The 17,186-nt window shown below is 70.2% G+C and carries 16 protein-coding genes; 10 read left to right on the top strand and 6 right to left on the bottom strand.

What is annotated here, in order from left to right:
- The first annotated feature begins 167 nt into the window (after positions 1–167).
- Complete coding sequence (locus ACFYXB_RS22185; RefSeq protein WP_389584921.1) at positions 168–2,198, top strand: CDP-alcohol phosphatidyltransferase; 2,031 nt, start codon at positions 168–170, stop codon at positions 2,196–2,198.
- Between the two features lie 187 nt (positions 2,199–2,385).
- On the opposite strand, the gene dusB is transcribed toward ACFYXB_RS22185, so the two are convergent.
- The gene (gene dusB / locus ACFYXB_RS22180; RefSeq protein ID WP_351357813.1) at positions 2,386–3,528 is read right to left on the bottom strand and encodes a tRNA dihydrouridine synthase DusB; all 1,143 of its coding nucleotides are present in this window, start codon (positions 3,526–3,528) and stop codon (positions 2,386–2,388) included.
- 80 nt (positions 3,529–3,608) lie between these two features.
- Here dusB and ACFYXB_RS22175 point away from each other — a divergent pair, with 80 nt between their 5' ends.
- Complete coding sequence (locus ACFYXB_RS22175; protein ID WP_389584918.1) at positions 3,609–5,054, top strand: MFS transporter; 1,446 nt, start codon at positions 3,609–3,611, stop codon at positions 5,052–5,054.
- Here ACFYXB_RS22175 and ACFYXB_RS22170 read toward each other — a convergent pair.
- Positions 5,003–5,932: a helix-turn-helix transcriptional regulator gene (locus ACFYXB_RS22170; protein ID WP_389584915.1), complete on the bottom strand. Its 930-nt coding sequence runs from the start codon at positions 5,930–5,932 to the stop codon at positions 5,003–5,005. The genes ACFYXB_RS22175 and ACFYXB_RS22170 overlap by 52 nt on opposite strands.
- Positions 5,933–6,033: 101 nt before the next feature.
- On the opposite strand from ACFYXB_RS22170, the gene ACFYXB_RS22165 reads away from it, so the two are divergent.
- The 3 genes from ACFYXB_RS22165 to ACFYXB_RS22155 all read left to right on the top strand — a co-directional run bounded on the left by ACFYXB_RS22165 (position 6,034) and on the right by ACFYXB_RS22155 (position 9,009).
- Positions 6,034–7,461 carry an MFS transporter gene (locus ACFYXB_RS22165; protein ID WP_389584912.1) on the top strand — a complete coding sequence of 476 codons (1,428 nt, stop codon included), beginning with the start codon at positions 6,034–6,036 and terminating at the stop codon, positions 7,459–7,461.
- A gap of 118 nt (positions 7,462–7,579) precedes the next feature.
- Complete coding sequence (locus ACFYXB_RS22160) at positions 7,580–7,798, top strand: hypothetical protein (RefSeq protein ID WP_351357802.1); 219 nt, start codon at positions 7,580–7,582, stop codon at positions 7,796–7,798.
- Between the two features lie 71 nt (positions 7,799–7,869).
- Positions 7,870–9,009, top strand: a complete 1,140-nt coding sequence (locus tag ACFYXB_RS22155) for a serine hydrolase domain-containing protein (protein WP_389584910.1) — start codon at positions 7,870–7,872, stop codon at positions 9,007–9,009.
- 21 nt (positions 9,010–9,030) lie between these two features.
- Here the strand turns inward: ACFYXB_RS22155 and ACFYXB_RS22150 are convergent, their stop codons facing one another.
- Together ACFYXB_RS22150 and ACFYXB_RS22145 are read right to left on the bottom strand one after the other, a co-directional pair.
- Positions 9,031–9,627, bottom strand: coding sequence for a TetR family transcriptional regulator (locus tag ACFYXB_RS22150; protein WP_389584907.1), 597 nt, complete (start codon positions 9,625–9,627; stop codon positions 9,031–9,033).
- A gap of 29 nt (positions 9,628–9,656) precedes the next feature.
- Positions 9,657–10,664 carry an aldo/keto reductase gene (locus tag ACFYXB_RS22145; RefSeq protein WP_351357793.1) on the bottom strand — a complete coding sequence of 336 codons (1,008 nt, stop codon included), beginning with the start codon at positions 10,662–10,664 and terminating at the stop codon, positions 9,657–9,659.
- A gap of 176 nt (positions 10,665–10,840) precedes the next feature.
- Between ACFYXB_RS22145 and ACFYXB_RS22140 the strand changes: the two genes are divergently transcribed.
- Entirely contained in the window at positions 10,841–11,887 is a 1,047-nt protein-coding gene (locus ACFYXB_RS22140) for a chitinase (RefSeq protein WP_389584905.1), read from the top strand.
- Between the two features lie 61 nt (positions 11,888–11,948).
- Here ACFYXB_RS22140 and ACFYXB_RS22135 read toward each other — a convergent pair whose 3' ends face one another.
- Positions 11,949–13,331 carry a glycine--tRNA ligase gene (locus ACFYXB_RS22135; RefSeq protein WP_389584902.1) on the bottom strand — a complete coding sequence of 461 codons (1,383 nt, stop codon included), beginning with the start codon at positions 13,329–13,331 and terminating at the stop codon, positions 11,949–11,951.
- 160 nt (positions 13,332–13,491) lie between these two features.
- Here ACFYXB_RS22135 and ACFYXB_RS22130 point away from each other — a divergent pair, with 160 nt between their 5' ends.
- The 4 genes from ACFYXB_RS22130 to ACFYXB_RS22115 all read left to right on the top strand — a co-directional run bounded on the left by ACFYXB_RS22130 (position 13,492) and on the right by ACFYXB_RS22115 (position 16,640).
- Positions 13,492–14,451, top strand: coding sequence for a metal ABC transporter substrate-binding protein (locus tag ACFYXB_RS22130; RefSeq protein ID WP_389584899.1), 960 nt, complete (start codon positions 13,492–13,494; stop codon positions 14,449–14,451).
- A 17-nt stretch (positions 14,452–14,468) separates the two neighbouring features.
- Positions 14,469–15,254, top strand: a complete 786-nt coding sequence (locus ACFYXB_RS22125; RefSeq protein ID WP_351357781.1) for a metal ABC transporter ATP-binding protein — start codon at positions 14,469–14,471, stop codon at positions 15,252–15,254.
- Positions 15,254–16,156 (top strand): metal ABC transporter permease, encoded by a 903-nt coding sequence (locus ACFYXB_RS22120; RefSeq protein WP_389584896.1) that lies wholly within the window; start codon positions 15,254–15,256, stop codon positions 16,154–16,156. Before ACFYXB_RS22125 ends, ACFYXB_RS22120 begins: the two co-directional genes overlap by 1 nt.
- 67 nt (positions 16,157–16,223) lie before the next feature.
- Positions 16,224–16,640: a Fur family transcriptional regulator gene (locus ACFYXB_RS22115; protein WP_389584893.1), complete on the top strand. Its 417-nt coding sequence runs from the start codon at positions 16,224–16,226 to the stop codon at positions 16,638–16,640.
- A gap of 7 nt (positions 16,641–16,647) precedes the next feature.
- Here ACFYXB_RS22115 and ACFYXB_RS22110 read toward each other — a convergent pair whose 3' ends face one another.
- Positions 16,648–17,166, bottom strand: coding sequence for a YcxB family protein (locus ACFYXB_RS22110; RefSeq protein WP_351357776.1), 519 nt, complete (start codon positions 17,164–17,166; stop codon positions 16,648–16,650).
- Positions 17,167–17,186: the final 20 nt, after the last annotated feature.

Here is a 17,186-nt window from a genome sequence, read left to right as displayed (position 1 = left end):
GTTGGACCCGGACACGGTGACCGGGCCGCCGAGACGTTTGCCCGGTGTTTGCCGAGGGCCGTGAACGGGGGCCGCGGACAAGCCGTACAGGATGACGGCGGGCCGTGACGTACCCAGCGTCCGCCCGCCGTCCCCTGCACGGGCCACGCACGGAAGGACCCCCCGGGTTGTCTCAGGACACGAGCATCCGCGAAACAGCGACCGACGACGGGAGTTCCGAAGCGGTGCCGCCCGGGGCTTCGCCGTCATCGGGGGAGACGTCCGGTACGGCGTCAGAGGCGCCGCAGCAATTGCCGGGGGCGCCCAGCGGGCTCCGGGGAGCGTCCGACGCGCCCACGGAGGCGTCTGGCACACCTCCAAAAGCGTCCGACGACAGTGCCTCTGCGAGCGCCCTGCCCGAGCCCGACGACAGGGCCTCGGCCGCCGCTCCGCCCGAGGCCGAAGACGCCGGCGCGGCCGATGCCGTAGAAGCCGGCCTCGACGGGGCGGCCCCAACTCCCCGCCCCACCCTGCGCGCTCGCCTCCGGCGGCGGAGGGCGGAGTGGCGGGAGGCTCATCCCCGGGGTGCCGCCGCGCTGTCCCTCACGGTCACCCTGCTCGCCACCGCGCTCGTCGTCGTCACACTCCTGCTGCCGGCCAACGTCGTCGCGCTGCGACCCGCGAACTTCACGCGGATTCCTGGGGAGGCGGTCATCGGGGCCGCCGTGGCGCTTGCGTTGCCGCGCCGGCCGCGGGTCGTCGTCGCCGCCGTCGCCGGTGTCGTGCTCGGGGCGTTCACCGTGCTGAATCTGCTCGACATGGGCTTCAACCAGTACCTCGGCCGCGGCTTCAACCTCGTCCTCGACTGGAGTCTGCTCACCGACGCCGAGTCGTATCTGGAGGACTCCCTGGGCCGCACGGCCACCCTCGCCGCGAGCGCCGGCGTCGTCGCCCTCGTCCTCCTCCTGTTCGTGCTGCTCGCCCTCTCCACCGTCCGGCTGAGCAACCTCCTGGCCCGGCACAGCGGTCGGGCGACCCGGGGCACGCTGATCGCCGGGGTCGCCTGGATCACCTGTTCCGCCTTCGGCCTGCAGATCGCCGGCGTGCCGATCGCGTCCGACCGCACCACGACCGGCCTGGAGATCCAGGCCCGCAGGATCTCCGACACCCTCAAGGACGAGGCCGAGTTCCAGAAGATCGCCAAGGTCGACGCCTTCGGGAACACGCCCCCGGACCAGCTCCTGACCGACCTGCGCGGCAAGGACGTGGTCTTCACGTTCGTCGAGAGCTACGGCCGCAGCGCCGTCGAGGACCCGATCATGGCGCCCGGCGTCGACCGGACGCTCGCCACCAGCACCGACGCCCTCGCGAAGGCCGGCTTCCACGCGAAGAGCGGCTGGCTGACGTCGGCGACGTACGGCGGCAGCAGTTGGCTCGGCCACTCCACCACGATGTCGGGACTGTGGATCAGCAACCAGCAGCGCTACCGCACCGTCATGGCCAGCGACCACCTCAGCCTGACCGAGGCGTTCAGGAAGAGCGGCGCCTGGGACACCGTCGGCGTGATGCCAGGTGTGCAGAAGGGCTGGCCCGAGCAGAAGTACTACGGCCTCGACAAGGTCTACAACGCCTTCCAACTCGGCTACCAGGGCCCGAAGTTCAGCTGGTCGACGATGCCCGACCAGTACGCCCTGGAACAGTTCCAGCAGCGGGTGCACGGCAAGAAGCGCGCCGACGGCAAGGACCTGATGTCGTTTGTCATCCTGACGTCGAGCCACCAGCCGTGGGCGCCGATCCCGAAGATGGTCGGCTGGGACCAGCTCGGCGACGGCTCGGTCTTCAAGGGCATCCAGGCGGCGGGCAAAAAGCCGACCGACGTCATCGCGGACACCACCAAGTCCCGCGAGGAGTACGGCAAGTCGATCCAGTACTCGGTGACCGCCCTGACCCAGTGGCTGGAGCGCTACGGCACCGACGACACGGTCCTCGTCTTCCTCGGCGACCACCAGCCGATCGCCCGGGTCAGCGGCAACCACGCCAGCCGCGACGTACCGATCTCGATCGTCGCCAAGGACCCCAAGGTGCTCGACAGGATCAACGGCTGGAACTGGACGGACGGCCTGCGCCCTGCCCACAACGCGCCGGTGTGGAAGATGAGTTCCTTCCGCGACCGCTTCCTCGCGGCGTACGGCTCGACACCCCACCCGAAGAAGGGCTGACGCAGACGACGCCCGCGGGCGCCTGGGGCGCAGCCCCCGGGCCGGGGTCCGAGGTGAAGCCCCGCCGAGGTCTGGGCCCCCCGCCGGGGTCCGGTCCGAAGCCCCGCCGGCGTCCGGGGCGGAGCCCCGGAGATCGTCGCTTCCTGACCCAACCGAGTCGGGTGGGCAGGCGGGCAAAGGGGTCGGCTCAACCCCCGGACGTGTCCAGTTCGGCTTCCTCGCCCACGCCCGCGCAGTCGTACGGGTCCTTCAGCCATCCGTCCGGCAGCACCACCCGGTTGTTCCCGGACGTACGCCCGCGCGGCCCGTCGGCGCCGGTCGGCCACCCCTGGTCGAGGTCCAACTCGTCCAGCCCCGCCCGCAGTTCCGTCAGCGAGGACGTGATCGCGAGCCGCTTGCGCATCTCCGAGCCGACCGCGAAGCCCTTCAGATACCACGCCACGTGCTTGCGGAAGTCGATGACGCCCCGCGCCTCGTCGCCGATCCACTCACCCAGCAGCGTGGCGTGCCGGACCATGATGTCGGCGACCTCCCGCAGGGTCGGCCGCAGGATGTCCTGCTCACGCCCCTCGAAGGCCGCCACCAGGTCCGCGAACAGCCACGGCCGGCCCAGACAGCCGCGGCCCACGACCACCCCGTCGCAGCCGGTCTCCCGCACCATCCGCAGCGCGTCCTCGGCCGACCAGATGTCGCCGTTGCCGAGCACCGGGATCTCCGGCACGTGCTCCTTGAGCCGGGCGATGGCGTCCCAGTCCGCCGTACCGCCGTAGTGCTGCGCGGCCGTGCGTCCGTGCAGCGCGATGGCCGTGACGCCCTCCTCGACGGCGATCCGGCCGGCGTCGAGGTAGGTCATGTGGTCGTCGTCGATGCCCTTGCGCATCTTCATCGTCACCGGGAGGTCACCGGCGCCGGAGACCGTCTCGCGGAGGATCGCCCGCAGCAGGTTGCGCTTGTACGGCAGCGCGGAGCCGCCGCCCTTCCTGGTCACCTTCGGGACCGGGCAGCCGAAGTTCAGGTCGATGTGGTCGGCGAGGCCCTCCTCCGCGATCATGCGGACGGCCTTGCCGACAGTCGCGGGGTCGACGCCGTACAGCTGGATCGAGCGCGGCTTCTCGGTCGCGTCGAAGTGGATCAGCTGCATGGTCTTCTCGTTGCGTTCGACCAGCGCCCGGGTCGTGATCATCTCGCTCACGAACAGTCCCTTGCCTTCGCTGAACTCCCGGCACAGGGTGCGGAAGGGCGCGTTGGTGATGCCCGCCATGGGGGCGAGGATCACGGGCGGCCGGACGGCGTGCGGGCCGATCTGCAGGGGGGACTCGGGCGTGGGCATTGGCCCATTGTCGCCCATCGGCGCAGATCATGTAGCAGTCATTAGTTAGACGCACTATTGACTTCGGGTACGATGGCACCATGCCCGAGCTCAGCCCCCGACGACGACTTCTCGTGCTCGCGATCTGCTGTATGAGCCTGCTGATCGTGAGCCTCGACAACACCGTCCTCAATGTCGCCCTGCCCTCGATGCAGCGGGAGCTGCACGCCAGCACCTCGGGCCTCCAGTGGACGATCGACGCGTACACACTGGTGCTGGCCTCACTGCTGATGCTCGCGGGCTCAACGGCCGACCGGATCGGCCGCAAGCGGGTCTTCATGGCGGGCCTGATCGTCTTCTCGATCGGCTCGCTGCTGTGCTCCCTCGCCCCGAACCTGGAATCGCTGATCGCGTTCCGCATGATCCAGGCGGTCGGCGGCTCGATGCTCAACCCGGTCGCCATGTCGATCATCACCAACACCTTCACCGACCCGCGCGAGCGCGCCCGGGCCATCGGTGCGTGGGGCGCGGTCGTCGGCATATCCATGGCCGCCGGCCCGCTGGTCGGCGGCCTGCTGGTGGAGTCGGTCGGCTGGCGCTCGATCTTCTGGATCAACCTGCCGGTGGGCCTGGCCGCCGTACTGCTGACCCTGCGGTACGTCCCCGAGTCCCGCGCGCCCCGCGCCCGTCGCCCCGACCCGGTCGGGCAGATCCTGGTGATCGCCCTGTTCGGCTCGCTGACGTACGCGATCATCGAGGCCCCTGCCTCCGGCGCCGGCGCGGTGGCGCCTTTCGCGGTGGTCGCACTGCTCGCCCTCCTCGGCCTGCTCGCCTATGAACCGCGGCGCGCCGAGCCTCTTATCGACCTGCGCTTCTTCCGGTCGGCGCCGTTCAGCGGGGCCACGCTGATCGCGATCAGCGCGTTCGCGGCGCTCGGCGGCTTCCTGTTCCTGTCGACGCTGTACCTGCAGAACGTGCGCGGACTCGACGCCCTGCACGCGGGCCTGTGGATGCTGCCGATGGCGGTGCCTACGTTCCTGTGCGCGCCGCTGTCCGGACGTCTGGTCGGCAGCCGGGGTCCGCGGCTGCCGCTGCTGATCGCGGGGCTCGCCATGACCGCGAGCGGGCTGCTGTTCGCCGCGTTCGCGGCGGAGACCTCGGACGTCACGCTCTTCGCCGGGTACGTTCTGTTCGGCCTCGGCTTCGGCTTCGTCAACGCGCCGATCACCAACACCGCCGTGTCGGGCATGCCGCGCTCCCAGGCCGGTGTGGCCGCCGCGGTCGCCTCCACCAGCAGGCAGCTGGGTGCAACGCTCGGCGTCGCGGTGATCGGGGCCGTACTCGCGTCCGGCATCGGCTCGACGCCGTACAAGGACGTGTTCGTCTCGGCGGCCCGGCCGGGCTGGTGGATCCTCACCGCGTGCGGGCTCGCGGTGCTCGTGCTCGGTGTGCTCACCAGCGGCCACTGGGCGCGCGGCACGGCCGAGCGCACCGCTCAGCGGCTGGAGTCCCCCGAGGTACGGGAGGCGGCGGGCGTCACGGCCTGACCGTCCTCGGCGAGGACCATGGCGTACAGCGCGTCCAGCCGTTCACGGGACTCCGCGTCGCTCGGGACGTACGTCACCATCCGCGCCCCGGACTCCGGGTTCAGCCACAGGTCCGTGTGGTCCAGGGTCAGCAGGCCCACGTACGGGTTGAGGAACTGCTTCGTCTTGGTGCGCATGCCGACCACTTCGTACCGCTCCCAGTTCGCGCGGAACTCCGCTGACTCCGCCGTCAGCCTCTTGACCAGCATCTTCCAGGCGGGCTCACCGAGGTGGCCGGCCATCGAGGCGCGCAGCTTGGCGGCCATCAGGCGCATCGTCTCGTCGAGGTGGACGATCGACTTGCGCCACTCCGGGTTGGTGTACACGAGGAAAATGCAGTTGCGGTCCTCGGGCGGCACCGCGTCCAGGTCGGCCATGAGGCGGCCGTAGGTGCGGTTGTAGGCGAGGATGTCGTACCGGCTGTTCTGGATGCAGGCCGGGATCGGCTCCAGCTGGCGCAGCAGCTCGAACTGGGCCGGGCTCACCCACGCGCAGCTCGCGGCGGGCGTGGGGTCGACGGCAGCGGCCAGCTGGAAGAGGTGGGCGCGCTCGCTGGCGTCCAGCATCAGCGTGCGGGCCAGCGCGTCGAGGACCTGGACGGAGACCTGGATGTCACGCGCCTGCTCCAACCACGTGTACCAGGTGACGCCGACCGCGGAGAGGTGCGCGACCTCCTCGCGGCGGAGGCCCGGCGTGCGACGGCGTGCACCGCGCGGGAGCCCCACCTGCTCCGGGGTGATCCGCTCGCGGCGGCTGCGCAGGAAGGCGGCCAGCTCGTACCGCCTGATGTCGGAACCCCGTACCGCCGGGGCGGCCGTTTCCTGGGCCATGGTCGTCATGCCTCCAGCCTGCCGCCGGACGGATCCTGTTGCCAGGTAGTTCTTCTACCAGGATAAGAACACTCTGGTACCAGTCTGAGCGGTGCCACAGGCTGGGGATCATGACCGAAACCGTCAGCACTCCGACCGTCCGGTCCCCGGCCGCACCCCCGACACTGGGCAGCCTCGGACTCTTCACCGTCCTGCTGGCCGCCGCTCTCCCCCTCATCGACTTCTTCATCGTCAACGTCGCGCTGCCCACGATAGGGAAGGACCTGGCAGCGAGCGACTCCGTCCTCGAACTCGTCGTCGCCGGATACGGGCTCGCGTACGCCGTGCTCCTCGTCCTCGGCGGGCGCCTCGGCGACCTCTTCGGGCGCCGCCGGCTCTTCCTGGGCGGTATGGCCGCCTTCGGCCTGACCTCGCTGGCCTGCGGGCTCGCGCCCGACGCCTGGAGCCTGGTCGGCGCGCGGGTCGCGCAGGGCGCCGCGGCCGCCGCGATGCTGCCGCAGGTGCTCGCCACCATCCAGGCGTCCACCACGGGCACGCGCCGGGCCAAGGCCATGAGCCTGTACGGCGCCACCGCCGGCCTGTCCATGGTGGCGGGCCAGATCCTCGGCGGCGTCCTGGTCGCCGCGGACATCGCGGGCACCGGCTGGCGCTCCGTGTTCCTCGTCAACGTGCCCGTCGTGCTGATCGGCCTGGTGCTGGCCGCGCGCGCCGTCCCGGAGACCCGCTCGCAGCACCCCGAGCCGGTCGACGGAGCCGGCACGGTGCTGCTCGCGGTGTCCCTGCTCACGCTGCTCGCCCCGCTCACCGAGGGCCGGGCGGCGCACTGGCCGCTGTGGACGTGGCTGTCGCTGGCCGCGTTCCCGTTCGCGGCCTGGGCGTTCTACCTGGCGGAGCGCCGCGAGGACCGCGCGGGCCGTACGCCGCTGGTGCCGCCGAGCCTGCTCGCGCTGCCCTCGCTGCGCCGGGGTCTGGTGCTGATCGTGCCGTTCTCCATCGGCTTCGCCGGCTTCATGTTCGTGATCGCGGTGGCACTGCAGAGCGGCGCGGGACTCGGCCCGGTGCCCGCCGGCCTCGCGCTGGCCCCCATGGCGACCGCGTTCTTCTTCGCCTCCCTCGCCGGGCCGCGCCTGGTCGCCCGCTACGGCACCCGGGTGGTGACCGCGGGCTCGATCGTCCAGGGCGTGGGCGTGGCGCTGATCGCGCTGACCGCCTGGCGGGACTGGCCCCACCTGGGCTTCGTCGAGCTGCTGCCCGGGGTCGCGATCGCCGGTGCGGGGCAGGCCCTGCAACTGCCGGTCGTGATGCGCCTGGTGATGTCCGAGGTGCCGCACGCCCGCGCCGGGGTCGGCAGCGGCGTGATGGTCACCACACAGCAGTCGGCGCTCGCGCTGGGCGTGGCGACGCTGGGCACCCTGTTCCTCTCCTTGGTCCCCACCCTGGGCATGGGAGACGCCCTGGTGACGACGCTGCTGGTCCAGCTGGCCGGGGTGGTCCTGACCGGGCTGCTCAGCCTGCGGTTGCCGCGGAAGCTGGTGTGAGCCGGGATACGGCTTGGCCAACTCGCGGTGAAGGACACCCTGTTGATGTTGGTCTTGCTGCACACTCCTAGCTGCACGATCCAGAGAGCTCTCCTTGTGAACGGACGCTGGAGGCGTCATGGTGCAGATCGACTCGAGCAAGGTCAGCCGCTGGGACCAGCACGGGCGGGAACACGTGGTCAGGGTGCAGCGCACGGGCGTTCAGCGCACGATCAGGTGTGACACCTGCGGCTGGCGGCAGAGTGCCCAGTTCCTGCCGTGGCTGAAGGCGGAGGAGCACCTCGCCGAGGCGCACCAGGCGACGGTGGACCCGACGGAGTCGCCGATGTCGCGATGAGCGCCGATGACTTTCCGGCGCGGCGGGAGTCGTACGTACGACCGTGACGGCGACCATCGGAAGGCCGGCCCATGACCGCACTGCACGACCTGCTGCGACGGTACGTCGACGAGGGCACGCTGCCCGGGGCCGTGGGCCTGGTGGCCCGCGGTGACGATGTCGAGGTGGTGGCCGTCGGCTCGGTGGACACCGACGGCTCCGCCCCGATGACCCGGGACTCGATCTTCCGGATCGCCTCGATCACGAAGCCGATCACGGCGGCGGCGGTGCTGATGCTGGTCGACGAAGGCCGGATCGGCCTGGACGACCCCGTGGACGCATGGCTCCCGGAACTGTCGAAGCCAATGGCGGTTCGCACACCCGCCGCCCCGGTCGACGACCTGGTCCCGGTGGCCCGCCCGATCACGGTGGAGGACCTGCTCAGCTCCCGGACGGGCTGGGGCTTCCCGTCCGACTTCTCGCTCCCCGCCGTACAGGCCCTCTTCGAGGTGCAGAAGGACGGCCGTGCGTTGCGGTCGTGGCCGGACCCGGACACCTGGCTGCGGCTGCTGGCGCAGGTGCCGCTGCTGTACCAGCCGGGCGAGGCCTGGCTGTACGGCACCTCCTCCGACCTCCAGGGCATCCTCGTCTCCCGGGTGTCGGGCAGCACACTCCCGGAGTTCATGGCGGAGCGGATCTTCGAGCCCCTGGGCATGAAGGACACGGCGTTCGAGGTGCCGGCGGCGAACCGGGACCGCTTCACGTCGTCGTACACCATCGGCCACGACAGCACCCCGACCCTCGCGGACACCCCGGACGGCGACTGGAGCAGCGTCCCGGCGTTCCATTCGGGCGGCGGCGGACTGGTGTCCACGGCCGACGACTGGCTGGCCTTCGCCCGCCTGCTCCTGGCGGGCGGCGAGACGAACGGCCACCGCCTCCTGTCCCCCACGTCGGTGAGCCGCATGACCACGAACCACCTGACGGCAGCCCAGCGCGACAGCGCCTCCCTGTTCCTGGAGGGTCAGGGCTGGGGCTACGGCGGCGCAGTCGACGTCACCCCGGCCGCCCCTTGGAACGTCCCGGGCCGCTACGGCTGGGTGGGCGGCACGGGCACGACGGCCCACCTGATCCCGACGACCGGCAAGGTCACGATCCTGCTGACCCAACTGGCCATGACCGACCCCACGCCGCCCCCGGTGATGCGGGACTTCTGGCGGGCGACGGCGTGAGGGCCGGCGGGCGGGAACCCGTCAGGACGCGGGCGATCTGAGGGCCCGCACCAACAGGTCCACGGCCGCTTCGAAGTCCCCCTCCACCTCGGGCCGTTCCCATTCCCTGGCGTAGCACGGGTCGTGGAAGCGGCCGGTGGTCTGGAAGACCGTACGTGCGGTGGCGGCGGGGTCGGCCGGTATGAAGGCGCCGGTGTCCATGCCCGCCGCCATGATCCGGGCCAGCTGCTCCTCCAGGTCCGTGAGGTGCTCGGCGACCGCCGTGCCGTTCTCGTCGACCAGCACCATGTAGGTGGCGAACAGCTCCGGGTCCTCGCCCGCCTTGCGGCGCTTGGCGTCGAACAGGGCCCGCAGCCACGCGCGCAGCCGTGCCTCCGGCTCGCTGTCCCCGGCCACGATCCCGGACAGCACGTCCGACGTGCGGTCCAGCCAGCGCTTCGTCACTGCCTCCCGGAGTGCCGCCTTCGTGCGGAAGTGGCGGTAGACGCTGCCGTGGCTGACGCCCAGCGCGCGGGCCACGTCCACCACCGTGGCCTTGGCCGGGCCGTGGCGGCGCAGCACCTCCTCGGTCGCCTCGAGGATGCGTTCCGCGGTCAGGGTTTCGGTGGACGATGCCATGGCCTAGACCGTACTCGCAGTCCGGATCACTACTTGGTCTCGAGGTGTGCCATCTGCGCGGCCGGGTAGCGGTCGCCCGCTGCCGCGTCCGCCGGTACGGCCTCCTCGATCGCCGTCAGGTCGGCCTCGTCCAGGACGACGTCCAGCGCACCCAGCGACTCGTCGAGCCGCTCGCGGGTGCGGGCGCCGATCAGCGGCACGATGTCCTCGCCGCGCGAGAGCACCCAGGCGATGGCGATCTGCGCGACGCTCACTCCCTTCTGTTCGGCGATCTTGCGCAGCGCCTCGACGAGGTCGAGGTTGTGCTGGAGGTTCTCGCCCTGGAAGCGGGGCGAGTAGGCACGGAAGTCGTTCGCGGCGAGCTGCCGGTCGCGGCCGAAGTGGCCGGAGATCAGCCCGCGGGACAGCACGCCGTACGCGGTGATGCCGATGCCCAGCTCACGCGTCGTCGGCAGGATCTCCCGCTCGATGCCGCGCGAGATCAGCGAGTACTCGATCTGCAGGTCGGCGACCGGCGCGGTGGCGGCGGCGCGGCGGATGGTCTCGGCGCCCACCTCGCTCAGGCCGACGTGTCTGACGTACCCCTTCTCGATCAGTTCGGCGATCGCGCCGACCGTCTCCTCGATCGGGACGTCCGGGTCGAGCCGGGCGATCCGGTAGACGTCGATGTGGTCGACGCCGAGGCGCTGGAGCGAGTAGGCGGCGAAGTTCTTCACGGCGGCCGGGCGGCCGTCGTAGCCCGACCAGCCGCCCTCCGGGTCGCGCAGCGCGCCGAACTTCACGCTGACCAGGGCCTGTTCGCGCCGGGCGGCCGGCGCGGTGCGCAGCGCCTCGCCGATCAGCAGCTCGTTGTGCCCCATGCCGTAGAAGTCGCCGGTGTCGAGCAGCGTCACGCCGGCCTCCAGGGCGGCGTGGATGGTCGCGATGGACTCGGCACGGTCCGCATCGCCGTACAACGCGGACATACCCATGCAGCCGAGGCCGAGGGCGGAGACCTGGGGGCCGGCGGATCCGAGAGTGCGGTGGTTCGTCGTCATGACCCCACCCTGTCATGACAGCTGACAGATTTCAATATCTGTCATTCATTATTTGTCACGCGCGGCGTGCGGGCAACTACAGGGCGGGCATTTGGTCCAGACCTATTGACCAGAGGTCCGCACCGCGCGCACTGTCATGCCTACGACACCTCACCGACCCCCACCGGGAGGCCCGTATGATCCGCCGCACCCTGCGGCTGCTCACGGCGGCACTGCTCACCGCCGCCGCGCTGATCCCCCTGTCCATCACCACCGCGTCCGCGGCCGACACCTGCGCCGTCAAGTCCCGTCCCGCCGGCAAGGTCCTCCAGGGCTACTGGGAGAACTGGGACGGCTCCGCCAACGGCGTCCACCCGCCCTTCGGCTGGACCCCGATCACCGACTCCCGCATCGCCGCCCACGGCTACAACGTGATCAACGCAGCCTTCCCGGTCATCCGCTCCGACGGCACCGCGCTGTGGGAGGACGGCATGGACACGGGCGTGAAGGTCGCCACGCCCGCCGAGATGTGCGCGGCGAAGGCGTCGGGCCAGACGATCCTGCTGTCGATCGGCGGCGCGGCGGCGGGCATCGACCTCAGCTCGTCGGCGGTCGCGGACCGGTTCGTGGCGACCATCGTGCCGATCCTGAAGAAGTACAACTTCGACGGCATCGACATCGACATCGAGACGGGCCTCGTCGGGAGCGGCAGCATCACCCAACTCTCCACGTCCCAGGCCAACTTGATCCGCATCATCGACGGGATCCTGGCCCAGATGCCGTCGAACTTCGGCCTGACGACGGCCCCGGAGACGGCCTACGTCACCGGCGGCAGCATCACATACGGCTCGATCTGGGGCGCGTACCTGCCGATCGTCAAGAAGTACGCGGACAACGGCCGGCTGTGGTGGCTCAACATGCAGTACTACAACGGCAGCATGTACGGCTGCTCGGGCGACTCGTACTCGGCGGGCACGGTGGAGGGATTCACCGCGCAGACGGACTGCCTCAACAGGGGCCTGGTAGTGCAGGGCACGACCGTCAAGGTGCCGTACGACAAGCAGGTCCCGGGCCTGCCCGCGCAGACCGGCGCGGGCGGCGGCTACATGTCATCGTCCCTGGTCTCCCAGGCCTGGCGGCACTACGGCACCTCGCTCAAGGGCCTGATGACCTGGTCCATCAACTGGGACGGCTCGAAGAACTGGACGTTCGGCGACAACGTCAAGGCGCTGCAGGGGCGTTGAGCAAAACGAACGCCGGGCGGGCCGGTCGCCTCGGCCCGCCCGGCGTTCGAAGGTGCTGTGACTAGGCTCCCAGCAGACGCCCGGCGAGGTAGCCCTCGATCTGGTCCAGCGAAACCCGCTCCTGCTTCATCGAGTCACGCTCGCGCACGGTCACCGCGTTGTCCTCGAGCGTGTCGAAGTCGACGGTGACGCAGTACGGCGTACCGATCTCGTCCTGGCGGCGGTAGCGGCGGCCGATGGCGCCCGCGTCGTCGAACTCGATGTTCCAGTGCTGGCGCAGCGCCTGGGCGAGGCCCTTGGCCTTGGGCGACAGCTCGGGGTTGCGGGAGAGCGGGAGCACCGCGACCTTCACCGGGGCGAGCCGGTGGTCCAGGCGCAGCACCGTGCGCTTCTCCAGCTTGCCCTTGGCGTTGGGCGCCTCGTCCTCGATGTAGGCGTCGAGCAGGAACGCCAGCATCGCGCGGCCGACACCGGCCGCGGGCTCGATGACGTACGGCGTCCAGCGCTCGCCGGCCTCCTGGTCGAAGTAGGACAGGTCCTGGCCGGAGGCCTTGGAGTGGGCGCCGAGGTCGTAGTCGGTGCGGTTGGCGACACCCTCCAGCTCGCCCCACTCGTTGCCGCCGAAGTTGAAGCGGTACTCGATGTCGGCGGTGCGCTTGGAGTAGTGGGAGAGCTTCTCCTTGGGGTGCTCGTACCAGCGCATGTTCTCTTCACGCAGGCCCAGGCCGGTGTACCAGTTCCAGCGCTGCTCCATCCAGTACTCCTGCCACTTCTCGTCCTCGCCCGGCTTGACGAAGAACTCCATCTCCATCTGCTCGAACTCGCGGGTGCGGAAGATGAAGTTGCCGGGCGTGATCTCGTTGCGGAAGGACTTGCCCATCTGCGCGATACCGAACGGCGGCTTGCGGCGGGAGGTGGTCTGCACCTGGGCGAAGTTGGTGAAGATGCCCTGGGCCGTCTCGGGGCGCAGGTAGGCGACGGAGCCGGAGTCCTGCGTCGGGCCGAGGTGGGTGGCAAGGAGACCCGAGAACTGCTTGGGCTCGGTGAACTGGCCCTTGTTGCCGCAGTTCGGGCAGTTCACGTCGGCCAGGCCGTTCTCCGGCAGGCGGCCGCGCTTGGCCTCGTACGCCTCCTCCAGGTGGTCGGCCCGGAACCGCTTGTGACACGCGGTGCACTCGGTCAGCGGGTCCGTGAACGTGGCGACGTGGCCGGAGGCCACCCAGACCTCCGGGGCCAGGATGACGGACGAGTCGATACCGACCACGTCCTCGCGCGACGTCACCATGTAGCGCCACCACTGACGCTTCAGGTTCTCCTTGAGCTCGACACCGAGCGGTCCGTAGTCCCAGGCGGCCCTCGTACCGCCGTAGATCTCACTACTGGGAAATACGAAGCCTCGGCGCTTGCTCAGGCTGACGATGGTGTCGATCTTGTCGGCGGCCACGGTGCTCTCTTCATTACGACGACGGGCGACGAAGCGAGATGCTTCCAGCGAATGATTCAGGTTACCGGCGCAGGCTCCCCCTCGGCCAAATCGGTATGCCCTTCAGGCCTCTCACGAGACTTGTTGACAACGGTTTCCATTTTTGTTGAAAATGACTCTCATGAACGTACGACGACGCCTCATACCCGCGGCCGCTGCGACCGCCGCCACTGCTCTCGGCATAGCGACCCTCGCCGCCTGTTCCTCCGACAGCGCCGCCGCGGGCAACACGGACAAGTTCGACGTCGTCGCGTCGTTCTATCCGATGGCCTTCCTCGCCGAGCGGATCGGCGGCGACCACGTCCATGTCACCAGTCTCACCCAGCCCGGCCAGGAACCGCACGACCTGGAGATCAGCGCCCGGCAGACGGCGCAGCTCCAGGAGTCCGACGCGGTGCTCTACCTCAAGAACCTCCAGCCCTCCGTCGACGACGCCGTGGCCCAGTCCGAGGTCAAGACCAAGATCGACGCCGCCTCCCTGACCACGCTGGAGGAGCATGGCAACGAGGTCGGCGGCCACGCGGCCGAACACGACACCCACCAGGGCGAGGAGTCCGCCGGCAAGGACCCGCACATCTGGCTCGACCCGGTGCGCTACGCCCAGGTCGCCGAGGGCGTCGGCAAGGCCTTCGAGAAGGCGGACCCCGCCCACGCGGCCGACTACAAGACGAACACCGCGGCCCTGGTCAAGCAGCTCGACGACCTCAACACGCAGTTCAAGGACGGCCTGGCGAACACGAGGACCAAGGTCTTCATCACCACGCACGCCGCCTTCGGCTACCTGGCCGAGCGCTACGGCCTCACAGAGGAGGCCATCAACGGCCTCGACCCCGAGTCGGAGCCCAGCGCCGCGCGCGTCAAGGACCTCGAGAAGATGGCGCGGGCCGACGGCGTGACGACCGTGTTCTACGAGACGCTCGTCAGCGACAAGACCGCGAAGACCATCGCGCAGGACGCGCGGCTGAAGACCGACGTGCTGGACCCGATCGAGGGCATCACGGACAAGTCCCGCGGCAAGGACTACTTCGCCGTCCAGGAGGCCAACCTCAAGGCCCTGCAGACGGCTTTGGGCACCAAGTGATCGTCACGGAGGGCGAGATGGACGACACGGACGTCATGGGCGAGCCCGTCATATCGATGCGCGGCGTGCGGGCCGAGCTGGGCTCGCGCCCCGTCCTGCGCGGCATCGACCTCACTGTGCGCCGCGGCGAGGTCGTCGCCCTGCTCGGCGCGAACGGCTCCGGCAAGTCGACCGCGATCCGCAGCGTCATCGGCCAGGTGCCCGTGAGCGGCGGCGAGATCGAACTGTTCGGCACGGATCGGGGGCGCTTCAGGGACTGGCACCGCGTCGGCTACGTACCGCAGCGCACCACGGCCGCGGGCGGGGTCCCGGCGACGGTCACCGAGATCGTCTCCTCGGGCCGGCTGTCCCGCGCCCGTTTCGGCGTCTTCCGCAAGTCCGACCATGCGGCCGTACGCCGGGCCCTGGAGCTGGTCGGCATGGCGGACCGGGCCAAGGACTCCGTGAACGCCCTCTCCGGCGGCCAGCACCAGCGTGTGCTGATCGCCCGTGCCCTGGTCGCCGAACCCGAGCTGCTGATCATGGACGAGCCGATGGCGGGCGTCGACCTGGCCAGCCAGGAGGTGCTCGCCCGGACGCTGAGGGAACAGGTGGCGCAAGGCACGACCGTCCTGCTGGTCCTGCACGAGCTGGGCCCGCTGGAGCCGCTGATCGACCGGGCGGTGGTGCTCCGCGACGGCTGCGTCCTGCACGACGGCCCGCCCCCGCACGCCCTCGGCCAGCACGCCCTGCCCGGCCACGACCACGTACACCCGCACGCGCCCGCGGGCACCGATCCGATCCGTACGGGACTGCTGAGCTGATGGAACTCCTCGACTACGAATTCATGCGGCGCGCGCTCCTCGCCGCCGTCCTGGTCGGCATCACCGCCCCCGCGATCGGCATCTACCTGGTCCAGCGCCGCCAGCCCCTCATGGGCGACGGCATCGGCCATGTGGCGATGACCGGCGTCGGCCTCGGCTTCCTGCTGAACACTTCCCCGGTCTGGATGGCGACGGCCGTCTCGGTACTCGGCGCGGTCCTCATGGAACTGATCCGCTGGTACGGCCGAACCCGCGGCGACATCGCCCTCGCCATGCTCTTCTACGGCGGTATGGCGGGCGGCGTGATGTTCGTCAACATCACGCCGGGCGGGTCCAACGCCAACCTGAGCTCGTATCTGTTCGGCTCGCTCTCGACGGTGTCACCGTCGGACGTGACGGCCATCTCCGTGCTCGCCGGCTTCGTGATCCTGGTGACCCTGGGGCTGCGCCGGCAGATGTTCGCGGTGAGCCAGGACGAGGAGTTCGCCCGGGTGACGGGCCTGCCCGTGCGCGCCCTGAACCTGATCACGGCGATCACGGCGGCAGTCACCGTGACGGTGGCGATGCGCGTCGTGGGCCTGATCCTGGTCTCCGCGCTGATGGTGGTGCCGGTGGCCGCCGCGCAGCAGCTCACCCGGAGCTTCGTGACGACCTTCGTGATCGCCGTGGCGATCGGGGTGACGGTGACGATCAGCGGCACGGTGACGTCGTACTACCAGGACGTACCGCCCGGTGCCACGATCGTGCTGCTGACCATCGGCGTGTTCATCGCGCTGACCGCGCTGGCCACACCCCTGGCCCGCCGCCGCGCCCGCGCGCTCGCCGCGGCCCACCCGGCCGGGGACCCTGCAGAGTGTGCCATTCCGGCCACGCGCGGTACCGGCGACGAGGTCGGCGTCTGACCGGGCGGGGTCCGGACTGGCACAATGTCCAGACAGGCGCAGACGAGCCAGAAAAGGGAGGCAACCGGTGACGACCGCTGAACCGCCCGTGAAGGGCCGTTCGACCCGTCAGCGGGCAGCCGTGGCGGCGGCGCTCGACGAGGTCGAGGAGTTCCGCAGCGCGCAGGAACTCCACGACATGCTGAAGCACAAGGGCGACTCGGTCGGCCTGACGACGGTCTACCGCACCCTCCAGTCCCTCGCCGACGCCGGCGAGGTCGACGTCCTGCGCACCTCCGAGGGCGAGTCCGTCTACCGTCGCTGCTCCACCGGCGAACACCACCACCACCTCGTGTGTCGCGTGTGCGGGAAGGCGGTCGAGGTCGAGGGCCCCGCCGTGGAGAAGTGGGCGGAGTCGATCGCGACGGAGCACGGCTACGTGAACGTGGCGCACACGGTGGAGATCTTCGGCACGTGCGCGGACTGCGCGACGGCCGGGGACTGAACGGGGCTCAGACGCGGGGCAGATGGCGGTCGAGGATCTCCCGCAGCGTGTCCACGGCCGCCGGGTCCTGAGCACCGCGCTTGGGCAGCACCTCGACGAGCAGAATGTTCGGGTCCCTGCTGAGCAGGACCACATGACCGGGCGTCTCGCGGTACCCGCGGAACAGCGACCACCGCTGGAGGAGCCGCGCGTGCTCGGTCTCGGCTACGACGCCGGCATCGGAGACGGTCGTCCGGTACTCACCCTGCCAGCCGACGATGCGCAGTGCATGGCGGGCCTGCAGATGCGGGATCGACCAGATCATGACCGCGCACAGCACCACCAGCGGCACCGACGAGGTCCAACCGGTCGACAGCACGCTGAGCACGGCCAGGGCCCCGAACAGCACGACGAACGCCCACCGCAGCAACGCGATGCGGCGCAGCCGGTCGCGTACGCGGATGGCCGTGATGCAATCCGCATGCGTCGGCCGGTATGCCAGCTCCACCGTGCCCTGTCTCTCGTCCCGCCCCATGCCCGTGACCATGAGGCAGGATCGTACCGCCC

The organism is Streptomyces sp. NPDC002619, from assembly GCF_042889305.1.
Taxonomy (GTDB): Bacteria; Actinomycetota; Actinomycetes; order Streptomycetales; family Streptomycetaceae; genus Streptomyces.
Note: the sequence above shows the minus strand (reverse complement) of the source record. Positions and strands in the feature narration are given on the sequence as shown.